Source organism: Brevibacillus sp. NRRL NRS-603 (assembly GCF_003013445.1).
GTDB lineage: Bacteria > Bacillota > Bacilli > Brevibacillales > Brevibacillaceae > Brevibacillus > Brevibacillus formosus.
In genome coordinates, this window is record NZ_PXZN01000013.1 from 1 (window position 1) to 14,371 (window position 14,371).

At 49.0% G+C, this 14,371-nt stretch carries 15 protein-coding genes; 14 read left to right on the forward strand and 1 reads right to left on the reverse strand.

Annotated elements, in window-relative coordinates; translation table 11 throughout:
- The 5 genes from C7R94_RS11890 to rplT form a co-directional block, all read left to right on the forward strand.
- A partial coding sequence (locus tag C7R94_RS11890) for a methyl-accepting chemotaxis protein (protein ID WP_106781294.1) occupies window positions 1-1,371 on the forward strand: 1,371 nt, incomplete at its 5' end.
- A 205-nt stretch (window positions 1,372-1,576) separates the two neighbouring features.
- Window positions 1,577-2,596, forward strand: coding sequence for a GTP 3',8-cyclase MoaA (gene moaA / locus C7R94_RS11895; RefSeq protein ID WP_106781297.1), 1,020 nt, complete (start codon window positions 1,577-1,579; stop codon window positions 2,594-2,596).
- A 263-nt stretch (window positions 2,597-2,859) separates the two neighbouring features.
- Entirely contained in the window at window positions 2,860-3,363 is a 504-nt protein-coding gene (infC, locus tag C7R94_RS11900; RefSeq protein WP_035291699.1) for a translation initiation factor IF-3, read from the forward strand.
- A gap of 30 nt (window positions 3,364-3,393) precedes the next feature.
- Entirely contained in the window at window positions 3,394-3,591 is a 198-nt protein-coding gene (gene rpmI, locus C7R94_RS11905; protein WP_047070958.1) for a 50S ribosomal protein L35, read from the forward strand.
- Between the two features lie 91 nt (window positions 3,592-3,682).
- Entirely contained in the window at window positions 3,683-4,042 is a 360-nt protein-coding gene (gene rplT / locus C7R94_RS11910) for a 50S ribosomal protein L20 (protein ID WP_047070959.1), read from the forward strand.
- Between the two features lie 87 nt (window positions 4,043-4,129).
- Here the strand turns inward: rplT and C7R94_RS11915 are convergent, their stop codons facing one another.
- Window positions 4,130-4,816, reverse strand: coding sequence for a helix-turn-helix transcriptional regulator (locus C7R94_RS11915; RefSeq protein WP_106781299.1), 687 nt, complete (start codon window positions 4,814-4,816; stop codon window positions 4,130-4,132).
- 192 nt (window positions 4,817-5,008) lie between these two features.
- On the opposite strand from C7R94_RS11915, the gene C7R94_RS11920 reads away from it, so the two are divergent.
- The 9 genes from C7R94_RS11920 to C7R94_RS11960 all read left to right on the forward strand — a co-directional run bounded on the left by C7R94_RS11920 (window position 5,009) and on the right by C7R94_RS11960 (window position 14,323).
- Complete coding sequence (locus tag C7R94_RS11920) at window positions 5,009-5,923, forward strand: R2-like ligand-binding oxidase (RefSeq protein WP_255576735.1); 915 nt, start codon at window positions 5,009-5,011, stop codon at window positions 5,921-5,923.
- Between the two features lie 174 nt (window positions 5,924-6,097).
- Entirely contained in the window at window positions 6,098-6,337 is a 240-nt protein-coding gene (locus tag C7R94_RS11925) for a hypothetical protein (RefSeq protein WP_106781302.1), read from the forward strand.
- 160 nt (window positions 6,338-6,497) lie between these two features.
- The gene (locus C7R94_RS11930; protein WP_106781305.1) at window positions 6,498-6,731 is read left to right on the forward strand and encodes a hypothetical protein; all 234 of its coding nucleotides are present in this window, start codon (window positions 6,498-6,500) and stop codon (window positions 6,729-6,731) included.
- Window positions 6,732-6,905: 174 nt separating this feature from the next.
- Window positions 6,906-7,607: a phosphoadenylyl-sulfate reductase gene (locus C7R94_RS11935; protein ID WP_106781307.1), complete on the forward strand. Its 702-nt coding sequence runs from the start codon at window positions 6,906-6,908 to the stop codon at window positions 7,605-7,607.
- Window positions 7,589-8,728, forward strand: a complete 1,140-nt coding sequence (gene sat, locus C7R94_RS11940) for a sulfate adenylyltransferase (protein ID WP_106781309.1) — start codon at window positions 7,589-7,591, stop codon at window positions 8,726-8,728. The genes C7R94_RS11935 and sat overlap by 19 nt, the downstream gene beginning before the upstream one ends.
- A 675-nt stretch (window positions 8,729-9,403) precedes the next feature.
- Complete coding sequence (ilvB, locus tag C7R94_RS11945) at window positions 9,404-11,140, forward strand: biosynthetic-type acetolactate synthase large subunit (protein WP_106781311.1); 1,737 nt, start codon at window positions 9,404-9,406, stop codon at window positions 11,138-11,140.
- A gap of 1 nt (window position 11,141) precedes the next feature.
- Window positions 11,142-11,648: an acetolactate synthase small subunit gene (gene ilvN, locus C7R94_RS11950; protein WP_106781313.1), complete on the forward strand. Its 507-nt coding sequence runs from the start codon at window positions 11,142-11,144 to the stop codon at window positions 11,646-11,648.
- Window positions 11,649-11,704: 56 nt separating this feature from the next.
- Window positions 11,705-12,727, forward strand: coding sequence for a ketol-acid reductoisomerase (ilvC, locus tag C7R94_RS11955; RefSeq protein ID WP_088906547.1), 1,023 nt, complete (start codon window positions 11,705-11,707; stop codon window positions 12,725-12,727).
- A gap of 57 nt (window positions 12,728-12,784) precedes the next feature.
- Complete coding sequence (locus C7R94_RS11960; protein WP_047070971.1) at window positions 12,785-14,323, forward strand: 2-isopropylmalate synthase; 1,539 nt, start codon at window positions 12,785-12,787, stop codon at window positions 14,321-14,323.
- Window positions 14,324-14,371: the final 48 nt, after the last annotated feature.

The window sequence follows — 14,371 nt, forward strand, 5'->3', positions numbered from 1 at the left end:
GGCAAAGACGGAACGATTTTGGCTAATCCCAAGAACCCCGAACTCAATTCGAAAAACCTGAAAGATACGCAAATTCCTGAATTGGCTACTATCACTGAGAATACCTCCAGCAGCTTTGCAGTCACGATGAACGATACCTTTACTTCAGAAAAAACTGGCTGGAAATATATTTCGTTTATTGAAAAAGCTGAACTCTCGGCTGAAGCCAATCAAATCGGTTTCATCATCGGCGCATTGAGCATTTTGTTTGCCGTACTAGCGGTAGTCGCTTCCATTCTTTTCTCGCACAAATTCACCAAGCCATTGCTTGCCATCGTTGACCAGATTGCGCAGATTGGTCGTGGTGACTTTACCGGAGAATTGCCCAAAAACCTTTTGGAAAGAAAAGACGAAATCGGCATGCTTGGTCAGAGCATTCAGGTGATGCAAGTATCCATCCAAGGACTCATTCGGGAAGTTCAAAAAGCGGTTAACACCCTCTCTACTTCGTCAGACAACATATCGGTTCGCTTGGCGGACAATGTAGATACCACGAACAAGATTTCTGCTACGATACAAGAAGTAGCGAGCGGGGCCAAAAATCAGCTAAGAGGTACGGAAGAATCCGCAAGAGCGATGGAAGAAATGTCGATCGGTATCCAACGCGTGGCTGAAACCACCTCCATCATCTCGGAATCATCAACAAGTACAGCGGATGAAGCGCAGCTAGGAAACCAGTCCATCCAAAAGGCTATCCAGCAAATGGACTCCATCCGTGGCTCTGTGGAACATTCTGTAACCGTTGTCAAGCAATTGGGTGAGCGTTCCAAAGAAATTGTGCAAATCATTGACGTGATTACGGGAATTGCTTCCCAAACAAATCTGCTTGCTCTCAACGCAGCTATCGAAGCTGCTCGCGCGGGAGAGCATGGACGAGGTTTTGCTGTCGTAGCAGATGAAGTGAGAAAACTCGCTGAACAATCCGATGAATCTGCTCGCCAAATCGCCAACCTCATTCAGGAGATCCAAACAGATACGAACATGGCGGTCAACTCGATGGATTCAGTCAATCAAGATGTTCAGGTTGGATTGTCTACTGTACTGGAGTCAGGAGAAGCTTTCCAACACATCTTAAAAGAAATTCAACAGATAACCGATCAAATCCAGGAAGTATCCGCTGTCTCTGAACAGATGTCTGCCGGATCGGAGCAAGTAGCTGCATCTGTAGACGAAACTGCCCAAATTGCAAGGATTTCAGCGCACAATGCTGAAAATCTGGCTGCTTCCTCCAAAGGTCAATTGGCCACTATGGAAGAGTTTGCCGTTTCATTTGAATCCTTGAATCAGATGGCTCGCGAACTGGAAAGAATGATTAGCAAGTTTAAGATATAAGAATGCATAGCGGGAAGAGTGCGAATGTCAGGAGGAATTCGTACTCTTTTTTTACGAAGCGGTCCCATTTATGGCACAATGTGCTGTTTGCGTTTGAAAATTTGGCGATTTCGATTTAAGATAATAGACTGATACGAAGTCGAAATACGGTATGATGAAGATAAGGGAAGAAGTCGTCCTATAGATAAAAGGAGAGTGAACATCTATGCCAGATAAAGTGCTTGATTTACGGAACCGTCCTCTCCGAGATTTACGAATATCTGTCACCGATAAATGTAATTTTCGTTGCCGTTATTGTATGCCTTCCGAAATTTTTGGACCAGATTTTGAGTTTTTGCCGCAAAGCAAGTTGCTGACCTTTGAGGAGATTACCCGTTTGACCCGGATCTTTACTTCGCTTGGAGTGGGGAAAATCCGCATTACCGGCGGAGAGCCATTAATGCGCAGAAATTTGCCTGAATTGATTCGAATGATACGTGAAGTAGAAGGCGTCCAGGATATTGCGATGACGACCAACGGTTCTCTCTTGTCCCGTCATGCGCAAGCACTTAAAGAAGCAGGTCTGGATCGGGTCACGGTCAGCTTGGACAGCTTGGATAATGATCGCTTTGGGATGTTGAATGGAAGAGGTTATCAGGTCGATGCCGTGCTGGATGGGATTCGTGTTGCAGCAGATACCGGGCTTTCGATCAAGATCAACATGGTGGTACAGCGCGGAGTCAATGATCAAGATATTTTGCCGATGGCACGCTACTTCCGTGAGCAAGGGCACACCCTTCGATTTATTGAATTCATGGATGTGGGAAACAGTAACGGCTGGCGGCTGGATCAAGTCGTACCTTCCCGTGAAATTGTGCGCATGATCCATGAAGAGATGCCGCTGGTAGCGACCGAAGCGAACTACTATGGAGAGGTGGCTTCCCGCTATCGTTATGAGGGATCGGACCAGGAGATCGGGTTGATCTCATCGGTGACTCAAGCTTTTTGCTCCACTTGTACGCGGGCTCGCCTGTCGGCAGAAGGAAAATTGTACAACTGTCTCTTCGCTTCATCCGGAGATGATTTGCGCGAACCAGTCCGTGATGGACGTACGGATGAGGAGATTCGCGAGCTGATTCGTGCGATCTGGGAGCGGCGTGACGTACGCTACTCGGAGGAACGACTAAGTGAAACGCCTGGTCTCGCCAAGCGTGAAAAGGTCGAAATGTCCCATATCGGGGGATAATTAGGTATTAGCCTTGACAAAAACCAAGCTTCCTAGTAATATAAATTGCGTGTATAAACACTTCATACTTCGAGAACAAGCAGAGGCGCCCAGCTTCTCACCTGGGTCGACGTCGTATACGACTGTTGACAGGTAACTCTTACGCAAAGATCCTCGGATCTGATGAAATTGCTTAGGTGAGATATGTGCGGGCGCAGATTGCGTTCGCACATTTTTGTTCCTTCTCGAAATTGACGGGGGTGGCAAGTATTAGCAAGGATCAAATGTTAATTAACGAAGCGATCCGTGCCCGTGAAGTCCGTTTAATCGGTGCTGACGGGAGCCAATTGGGAGTCGTACCTTTTAGGGAAGCATTGCGCATTGCCCAGGAAGCTGAATTGGATCTGGTAAACGTTGCTCCTACAGCCAAGCCGCCTGTATGCCGTATTATGGACTATGGAAAGTTCAAATACGAGCAGGCGAAAAAGGAAAAAGAAGCACGTAAAAACCAGAAGATCATCGAGCTGAAAGAAGTGCGTTTTTCTTCTAACATCGAGGAACACGATTTTCAAACAAAGCTTCGCAACGTCCGCAAGTTCTTGGAGGATCAACACAAGGTGAAGTGTACGATCCGTTTCCGTGGACGTGAAATCACCCACTCCGAAATTGGACTAGGCGTTATGGAACGTGTAGCTGCCCAGTGTGAAGATCTCGCTACGCCTGAGCGCAAGCCGAAGATCGAGGGCCGCAGCATGATCATGATTCTGGCTCCGAAAGCGGAAAAGTAAGATAGTAGTTTAGACAGGAGGATTTTTCAGATGCCTAAAATGAAAACCAACAAGGCTGCTGCGAAACGTTTCAAAAAGACTGGAAGCGGCCAATTGAAGCGCGACCGCGCATTTGGTAGCCACTTGTTCGCTAACAAATCGACTAAGCAAAAGCGCCACCTGCGCAAAGCTGCACTCGTTTCCAAAGGCGATCAAAAACGTATGGAGCAAATGCTCACTTACCTGTAAGTTTTTCTTTATTACACACCATTACGCAGCATGAGCTCCCTAAGAGCCTAGCAGTAGGCCGCCATGCTGGAAAGACCAGGAGGAGTTTAGTATGCCAAGAGTAAAAGGTGGCATTGTTACACGCCGTCGTCATAAGAAAATCCTGAAGCTGGCGAAAGGATACTTCGGTTCCAAACATCGCCTGTTTAAATCCGCTAATGCGCAGGTAATGAAATCCCTGCTGTATGCATACCGTGACCGTCGTCAAAAGAAACGTGATTTCCGCAAACTGTGGATCACTCGTATCAACGCGCAAGCTCGCATGAACGGTCTGTCCTACAGCCGTTTGATGCACGGCCTGAAAGTTGCTGGCATCGAAGTTAACCGCAAAATGCTGGCTGACTTGGCTGTTAACGACAAAGCTGCGTTCAACGAACTGGCAACAGTTGCAAAAGGCAAACTGAACGCTTAATTTTTGAAAAGAAGAGCCGATCTTCCCGATTAAGGGCAAGGTCGGCTTTTTTGTTGTGGTCCACACGTTATTAATCTCCTTGTCTATTCAACAAATGATTCGCTGTCGAATGGCATCCGCCACACCTTGTGCGCGATTTTGAACACCGAGCTTTTTTAAGGCGGACTTGATGTAATCCTGTACGGTAAACTCACTGATTCCCATCCAGTTCGCCATCTCCTTAACGCTTTCGCCCCATGACATCCGCTGCATGACTTCGACTTCTCGGCGTGAGAGCTTGACGGTGTTAGGGCGAAGGGAGTCGGTTGCCAATACTTTGCCCAGCATCGAACAGTATGCGCTCAGAGATTGTACCAATTGATGGTTGATGCCAGAACAGCCATCCTGATGCCAGGAAATACCGGCGTAGCCGAGTACGTTAGGCCCATAGCTGATAGGGAGAATGAGAGCATAAGGGGCGCCGTACACTAAATGGGGCGGGAACTGACGAATCGCCTCAGAATCTAGTAGTACGGCTCTCTGTTCATGGATCGCTTGCTGGATAAGGGGCATATTGCGCATGTCCACCCGTATATCACGGATGGAGCATAACTCTTGGTCAAGGATCGACCATAGTCCCTCGCCCATTTGACTGAGCGTGGAGTAATTGCACAGAATGGCTCCCATGAAAGGAAAGAGATCCACGAAGCCTCGTACAGCAAGCACCAGCTTCTCCTCGTAATATGCCGTTTCTTTGATTCGATCGATGTACATGTTCAGCTCTGGACTGAGCATGGAGTGATTGCCACCTCCATTTAAGTGATGAACACCCCCTGATTTTTGGGGATATGAACGACCGTTCAGCCTGACCTATAATCAACCTACAGCGCCTTCATTTTATCAAACCGCTGATCGGAGCGTAAAGAATGGGAATGGTATAAATTAACAATTTCGTGACTTTTTTCATTCGTTCGAAATAGAAGGCGTATGAGAAAAAAGAAAGGTTGGATGGGGATGAGGAATGGTTTTGTTTCGACCAGCCAAAAAGGATTGAATCAGGAGCTTCTGCCGTACCAATTGTATCAAAAAGCGAAGAGATACGGCATTTGGAACCCGCAGGACATTGATTTTACGCAAGACCGCGAAGATTACGCGAAGATGAATCCGGAGCAGAAGGAAGAAACTTTGGGAAGGATTGCTGGTTTTCTTGGTGGGGAAGAAGCAGTCACCCTCGATCTTTTGCCTTTGATCATGGTTATTGCAGAGGAAGGGCGATTGGAGGAGGAAATGTATTTGACGACCTTCCTGTTTGAAGAGGCCAAGCATACGGAGTTTTTCCGGTTGGTTCTCGATAACATCGGCGAGTCAGGAGATTTGCATCATTTTCACGATGATGTGTACAAGCGAATTTTCCATGAGATCTTGCCGAATGCACTCAATCGTTTGCTGACGGATAAATCCCCCGAAGCCATCGCAGAAGCATCTACTGTTTACAACATGTTTGTGGAAGGCGTGCTGGCAGAGACAGGCTATTATGCGTTTTACGAAGCACTCAGCAAAACGGGGCTGATGCCTGGTTTAATGGAGGGAATTGGCTATTTGAAGACAGACGAATCGCGGCACATTAGCTACGGAACATTCTTGCTGCAGCGATTGATCTGTGAGCATCCCCATATTTACGATGTCATTGCCAAAAAGATGGATGAGCTGGCTCCAATGGCAAGTCATCTGTATGACTGGATGGACGACCCACAAGGGGTAAGTGCATTCGGAGTGAAGGTCGCTGATTTGCAGCAGTTTGCGAAAAAACAACTGAGTGTGCGTATGGAGGTACTCGCCCGAGCAAAAGGACAGACGATGGAAGAGCTGTATAAGCATACAAGAACAACAATCGATGTGTAAGAAAAAACGATCGAACCTATTCGAGTCGTTGCTTACAGAACTAGGCTATGGTCCTAAAGCGGAATCCGCCCAAGGTCTGAGTAAAAAACAACCTCTCGTCCGTGTTAGACAGCTTGGCTGATCCCTTACAATAAAGCCATAAGAGGAAAACATTGGATAGGGAGAGAGATCGAAATGAAAAAACAAAAGTGGATGATGATGGGAATTACAGCAGTTGTTTGTTCAGCGATGGTCGTGCCAGGGGCGTTTGCCAAAGAGAAGGATGACGCACATTCCGTGACGAATGCTTTCTTCGCCCCTGGTCCGTACACGGCGGCTCCAGCAGTCCAAAAAACAGATGCCGTGACAGACACGAAAACAGCAGGAAGTGCATTTATTTTCGCTCCAAATGTAAACGAAAAAGAAGAAAACTAATGGGGGCCAAGCATCCGTACAGGATGCTTTTTCTTTTGTAAAAAACGATTCCATCTCAGGTCTGAGAAAAAAACAATCTTTCGTCTGTGTCGAGCAGACTCCCTACTGCCATACAATAAAAAGCGTTACAGGAAAACATTGGATAGGGAGAGAGACATAGATGAGAAAACAAAGATGGATGATGATGGGTGTAACAGCAGTTGTCTGTTCAGCATTGCTCGTGCCAGGAGCGTTTGAAAAAGACAAGGATGATTCTTACACCGTGACACCTTCCTTGATAACCCCTGGTTCATATGCTGTACCAACGGTTCAAAAAACCGATGCCAAAAACACGCAACAAATCGGTGCCTCTTTTATTTTCGCCCCTACAGTAAACGAAAAAGAGGAAAAATAAAGCAGCCAAAAGCTGTCAGACCCTGTCTGGCGGCTTTTTTCCTGTGAAAAGCACCTTAGCCAAACGGTTATGAACGTTTGGTTTGGGCGAGGTGGATATAGGTGGACGATGCGCCACTTCCAGTCACTAGGCATATGATGGTGGGTGAATCCTAGCAAGAGAGGAGTTTCGCTGATGAGCAATCGCCAGAAAATGGCGGATGAGGAATTACAGGAATGGGCAAGCCGACTGGAAGCTCAAGCGCCCCAAGACGTGCTTGTGAACGCAGTAGAAAACTATGCAGCGAGTCTGATCCTAGCTGCCAGCTTTGGCGCTGAAGATGTCGTTTTAATCGACATGCTGCATAAATTGGCTCCCACGATTCCTGTTTTCTACCTCGATACCAACATTCATTTTGCTGAAACGTATGATACGCGTGACAAGCTGCAAGCCAGATACGGCACAACATTTATTCAAGTACAGCCACAGTTGTCGTTAGCCGAGCAGGCAGAAAAACACGGAGAAAAACTGTGGGAGCGAGAACCGAATCTTTGCTGCGAGATTCGGAAGGTAGAGCCGTTAAAGCGTGTCCTGTCCAACTATCAGGCGTGGATTACAGGCATTCGCCGCGAGCAAGCACCCACCCGGGCGAATACCAAAAAAGTGGAGTGGGACGAAAAATTCAACCTGGTTAAATTCAATCCGCTAGCAGATTGGACGGAGGCCCAGGTGTGGGAATATATCCATGCACATGATGTCCCTTACAATCCATTGCACGACCGGAACTATCCAAGCATTGGCTGCCGAGTATGCACGCGCGCTGTCCTGCCTGGCCAAGATTCTCGGTCGGGACGGTGGGCTGGCTTCGAAAAGACCGAATGCGGTCTGCACAAATGAACAGCGCAGGAGGGAAAGATGTGAAGCAAACGATCATTCCGCATGGGATCAAAAAAACCATTATCGTGGACAAATGGACCTTGTCGGACATCGAATGTCTTGCCATCGGAGCATTTTCGCCGTTGACTGGATTCATGGAAGAGGCGGATTATCACACTGTCGTGGAAACGATGCGTCTAGCCAATGGAATGGTGTGGCCGTTGCCGGTGACATTGGCTGTCGATGCAGATGAGCACGACGATCTTGTGCCTGACGACAGGATTCTGTTACGTGGGGAAGATGGAGTGGATTATGCGATTTTACAGGTGAAAAGCTGCTTTGTGCCGGATAAAATGCGGGAGGCAGAGCTCGTTTTTCGTACGGTGGATCTTGCTCACCCCGGTGTGAAAAAGCTGTTTGAAAAGCCAAACCTATACGTGGGTGGGCCTGTAGAAATCCTGCAAAAGCCACAGCCTGAGCGCTTTTCTGATTTTTATTTGACGCCGGCAGAAACGAGAGAAAGATTTCGGGAAAAAGGCTGGAAAACGGTGGTTGGTTTCCAAACCCGCAATCCCGTTCACCGGGCGCATGAGTATATTCAAAAGGCGGCATTGGAGATTGTCGATGGCCTTTTTCTCAACCCACTGATGGGGGAAACGAAGTCAGACGATGTTCCTGCACAAGTGCGTATGAAAAGCTATCTCGCCCTTCTGGAAAATTACTATCCGCACAACCGTGTACTGCTCGGAGCTTTTCCGGCTGCCATGCGATATGCGGGTCCGCGTGAGGCGGTCTTCCACGCATTGGTACGAAAAAATTACGGTTGCACTCACTTTATTGTCGGCCGCGATCACGCAGGGGTAGGCGATTACTACGGCACGTATGATGCGCAGCACATCTTTTCCGAGTTTGCGCCAGGCGAGCTCGGTATCCAGTTGCTCTTTTTTGAACACAGCTTTTACTGCAAGGCATGCCAAGGGATGGCAACGACTAAGACGTGCCCGCATGACAAAGACTCTCATATGACCTTATCGGGAACGAAAGTGAGGGAAATGCTGAGAAACGGGATCACGCCACCTCCGGAATTTACACGTCCGGAAGTCGCGACGATTTTGATAGAGGGATTGAAAGCCCCGCAATAAACCGAAAACCGAAAAGCAGGAGAGGGACGGCAAAGCCGTTCTTTTTCCGTTGCAAAAAATGGACAAGTTTTCCTGTTTCTAGTGAAAAACGTCCCGACGTTTTTCATAAAAGTATACGCGACCGCTTGCGGGCAACAAAACGGTTTTTTTCGTTTTGTTGTATCCGCTTTCACGCAAAAACCGCGCTGTAAAGCCATTTCCAACTGAGCATTCGTTCGGACGAAAGTTCAGTAAAATCTTTTTGTTTTCGTTGACACCCCATAGGTGCCTAGCTATAATCAGACGTAACACTTTATTCTGACAACAACAATATTTAAAATATTGTTTAAATAGCAGGCCATGACGAGGATGGTGCGCGTTTCCCCTTTTACAGAGAGCCCTGATGCTGAGAAATGGGCATAGGGTACGTCGCATTGCTCACCTCTGAGCCGTTTAGCTGAAACTTGCTTTGCAGGTAGTAGGTCGAACCGCTTAACACCCGTTAACGTGTTACAGTCCACATTTGCTGTGACTGGCTGAGATCGGCTGACCGTGAGGCGCCGATAAAGTTGGGTGGTACCGCGAACCCTTTCGCCCCAAAAGACATGGAAATATAACCGTGTCGGGGCGAAAGGGTTTTTCTATGTGTCTATAGTTATTTTCAATACCTGTTGGAATTGGGAGGAGGAGAGATCAATGAGTGTTGAAATGGCCGAATTGCAGAAAAAGAACGGCATTCCACCGATTCAGTTCGGGGAAGAAGTGACAGGAGCAGAAACTTTACTGCGCTGTTTGATCCTGGAGGAAGTTGAATACATTTTCGGCTATCCAGGCGGGGCGGTTCTCCCTATTTATGACTCCCTGTACGGGAGCTACTTCAAGCACATTTTGACTCGCCACGAGCAAGGCGCTATCCACGCTGCTGACGGATATGCCCGAGCGACAGGCAAACCGGGTGTATGTATCGCCACTTCTGGTCCGGGAGCAACGAACCTCGTAACGGGGATTGCAACCGCTCAGATGGACTCGGTTCCGCTGGTCTGCATCACGGGTAACGTGGCACAGTCGCTGATTGGTACCGACGCATTCCAAGAGGCGAATATTACGGGCATTACCATCCCGATTACGAAGCACAGCTACTTTGTCCGCGACATTCGCGATCTCCCGCGGATTGTAAAGGAAGCTTTCCACATCGCGACGACCGGTCGTCCGGGCCCAGTATTGATCGACATTCCCAAGGACGTCGCCAATGCGAAGGCACCATTTACCTACCCGGATCAAGTGGAGATTCGCGGCTACCGCGCTTCACTCGTACCGAGCAACGAAGAAGTACAAGAATTTGTAAAAGCCGTTGGCGAAGCGAAGCGCCCAGTCATTTTGGCGGGCGGGGGAATCATTGCAGCTCAAGCGGAGAAAGAATTGCGCGACTTTGCTGAAAAAACACGCATCCCGGTGATCAACACCTTCATGGGATTGGGCGGTTTCCCTGGAACACACGAGTTGTCGCTGGCAATGCCAGGGATGCACGGAAATTACACAGCGAACCAAGCACTCTTGAATGCGGATTGTGTAATTGGTCTGGGAGCACGCTTTGATGACCGGATCACGATGGGACGCACGAAAGAGTTCGCACCAAAAGCCCGCATCGTACACGTCGACATCGATCCAGCAGAGCTGGGGAAAAACGTAGACACAGCCGTCACAGTAGCGGGCGACGTGAAGAGCACGCTGGCAAAAGCAATTCCGCTCGCAAAAACCTGTGATTCGGAAGCGTGGATCAGCCAGTTGAAAGAGTGGCAAAAGCAATATCCGTACAAGTACAAAAAAGATGGCGACGTATTGAAGCCACAAGCCGTCATTGAACTCTTGTACAACTCCACAGATGGGGAAGCGATCGTCACAACAGACGTTGGACAACACCAGATGTGGACAGCTCAATACTACAAGTTCAAGCACCCGCGCTCCTTTATCTCTTCCGGTGGTCTCGGCACGATGGGCTTCGGCTTCCCGGCAGCAATTGGCGCACAGATCGCTCACCCGGATCGCACGGTAATCTCCGTTGTTGGGGATGGTGGATTCCAGATGACTAACCAGGAGCTGGCAATCGTCTCCCAATACAACATTCCGGTTAAAGTAGCGATTGTGAACAATCAGTGCTTGGGAATGGTTCGTCAATGGCAGGAGCTCTTCTACGATAATCGCTACAGCCAAATCGATCTGACCTGCAGTCCGGATTTTGTCAAGCTGGCGGAAGCATATGGCGTAAAAGGCTTGCGAGCAAGGACGCCGGAGGAAGCCGAAGCAGTCTGGGCAGAGGCACTTGCGCATGATGGACCAGTCGTGGTGGACTTCCGAGTAGCACAGGGAGAAAACGTATATCCGATGGTTGCATCAGGCGACACATTAGATCAGATGGAATTGGGGGACGATTAGGATGCTGCAACATACCATTTCCGTACTCGTCAACGACCAACCAGGCGTTTTGACCAGAGTGGCGACACTGTTCGGCCAACGTGGCTTCAACATCGACAGTATTACGGTGGGGGGCACGGAAGAACAGGGGTTGTCCCGGATGATCATTACAACCGGGGGAGATGATCGCCAAATCAATCAGCTCATGAAGCAATTGCACAAGCTGATCGATGTCATCTCGGTCACGAATCTCAGCGAGAACCCTTTTGTATCAAGGGAACTGGCGCTGATTAAAGTGACGGCATCGCCCAGCCAGCTGGCAGAGTTAAACGGAATTGTCGAGCCGTTCCGTGCCGCGATCGTCGATGTGGGTCCTAGCTCACTGATCGTGCAAGTAACGGGTGACACCGAAAAGATTGATGCGCTGCTCGTACTATTACAAAGCTACGGCGTTATTGAACTGACAAGAACAGGTTCCGTAGCGATGGCGCGCAGTATTGTTCCAGCAACAGCCGCAGCAACGGTTTAAATTGCCAAATTTCAGAATAAAAATTCAAACTAAACATTTTTAGGGAGGCTATACAAATGGTGAAAATGTATTATGAAGCAGACGTAAAACAAGAGGTACTGCGTGGGAAAACAATTGCAATCATCGGTTACGGTAGCCAAGGTCATGCACAAGCACAAAACCTGCGCGACAGCGGTTATAAAGTAGTTGTTGGTCTGCGCCCAGGAAAATCCTGGGATGTCGCAGCAAAAGACGGTTTTGAAGTTTTGACTGTAGCAGAAGCAACCAAACGCGCTGACGTGGTTCAAATCTTGATGCCAGATGAGCGTCAAGCACAAGTATACCGTGACGAGATCGCTCCAAACCTGAAATCCGGTGCTGCACTGTGCTTCTCTCACGGCTTCAACATCCACTACGCGCAAATCGTGCCGCCAGCTGATGTAGACGTAATCATGGCAGCTCCAAAAAGCCCGGGCCACCTGGTTCGCCGCGTATACCAAGAAGGCTTCGGCGTGCCTGGCTTGATCGCCGTGTACCAAGATGCAACTGGCAACGCGAAAGATCTCGCACTCGCCTACTCCAGCGGTATTGGTTGCACAAAAGCAGGCGTAATCGAAACCTCTTTCCGTGAAGAGACAGAAACAGACCTGTTCGGTGAGCAAGCAGTATTGTGCGGTGGCGCAAGCGAGCTGGTAAAAGCAGGCTTCGATACATTGGTGGAGGCAGGTTATGCTCCTGAGATTGCCTACTTCGAGTGCTTGCATGAGCTGAAGCTGATCGTTGACCTGATGTATGAGGGTGGCTTGGCTCGTATGCGCTACTCCATCAGTGACACTGCTGAGTACGGTGATTACAGCACAGGTCGTCGCATCATCACAGACGAAACTCGCAAAGAAATGAAAAAAGTACTGGCGGAAATCCAAGACGGTACATTCGCTCGCAATTGGATCTTGGAAAACCAAGCAAACCGTCCTGGCTTCACCTCCCGTCGCCGTCTGGAATCCGAGCATGGCATCGAGGTAGTAGGGGAGCAGCTGCGCAGCATGATGTCTTGGATCAACAAAGATACGAAAAAAGAAGAAGTAAAAATCGGTCAATAAATAGGTGTGCAAAAAACGGTTATATAATGTAGGGAAAAATGTGGAGGTGAAAAGTTCATGCGGACCATTGAGATTTTTGATACGACACTGCGCGATGGGGAGCAGTCTCCGGGCGTCAATATTAGCACGAACGAAAAGGTGGAGATCGCCCTTCAACTCGAGAAGCTGGGCGTAAACAAAATTGAGGCGGGCTTCGCTGCTGCCTCCCCTGGTGACCAAAAGTCTGTGGCCGAAGTTGCAAAACGGGTGAAGAATGCAACCGTCGTCAGTCTGGCTCGTGCCGTAAAAGACGACATGGATAAGGCATACGAAGCGCTTCGCAACGCACAAAACGCTTCCCTCCACGTCTTTCTCGCAACATCTCCGATTCACCGTCAGTTCAAGCTGAACATGAGCAAGGAAGAAGTCCTTGCTCGGGCGGTCGAAGCGGTCACCTATGCGAAAAAGTACTTTACGGAAGTTCAGTTTTCCGCAGAGGATGCGGCGCGTACCGAGATCGACTTTTTGGCAGAGGTAGTAGAGGCAGTTATAAAGGCAGGGGCTACCACGGTAAATATTCCAGATACGGTTGGCTACATGACGCCGTATCAATACGGAAACATTTTCCGCGAGCTGAAAAAACGCGTGCCTTCTACTGATCTGATTCGCTTGAGCTGCCATTGCCACGATGACCTTGGGATGGCAGTCGCCAACAGTCTCGCTGCTGTCGAGGGTGGAGCTACACAAGTAGAGGGCACCATCAATGGAATCGGAGAGCGCGCTGGAAATGCTGCTCTGGAAGAAGTGGCGCTTGCGTTGGAGACACGCAAGGATTACTACCAGGCTACGACTAAGCTGAACTTGAAAGAAATCGCACGGACCAGCCAGCTGGTGAGCCGTTTGACAGGGATGATCGTGCCAGGAAATAAAGCAGTCGTAGGTGCAAATGCTTTTGCGCACGAATCCGGTATTCACCAAGATGGTGTGTTAAAAGAGGTCACTACGTACGAAATTATCCGTCCGGAATCGGTCGGCTTCAAGTCAAACAAACTGGTTCTCGGCAAGCATTCTGGCCGCCATGCCTTCAAAGAAAAGCTGGTTGATCTGGGTTATCACTTGGAGCAAGAAGAGGTAAACGCAGCGTTTGCAGCATTCAAAGTATTGTGCGACAAGAAGAAAGAAATCACGGATGACGACATCCTCGCATTGGTCGACTCCAAGATGGTTCGTGGACCGGAAGCGTTCCAGTTGGAATCCGTGCAGCTCGCTTACGGTAACATTTCCGTTCCGACAGCGAGTGTGCGACTGGTTCGTGCCGACGGATCGGTATGCGAAGAAGCCGCATGTGGAAATGGATCGGTTGATTCTATCTACAAAGCGATTGACCGCGCTACCGGAGAAGAAGTCTCCCTCGTCGATTACAAAATTCTTTCTGTTACCCACGGACAAGATGCGCTGGGTGAAGTGTTCGTACGCCTTCAACAGGGCGATCTGATCGTAACTGGACGCGGTGTGAGTACGGATGTGCTGGAAGCAAGCGCCATTGCCTATGTACGGGCAGTCAATAAGATCATGGAGCGGCGAGGCGAGCCTACGCCTGTCAGTGTAACGATATAAAGATAGGATCAAATGTGGATAGGATCATAGGAACCAGCAGCGTTCGGA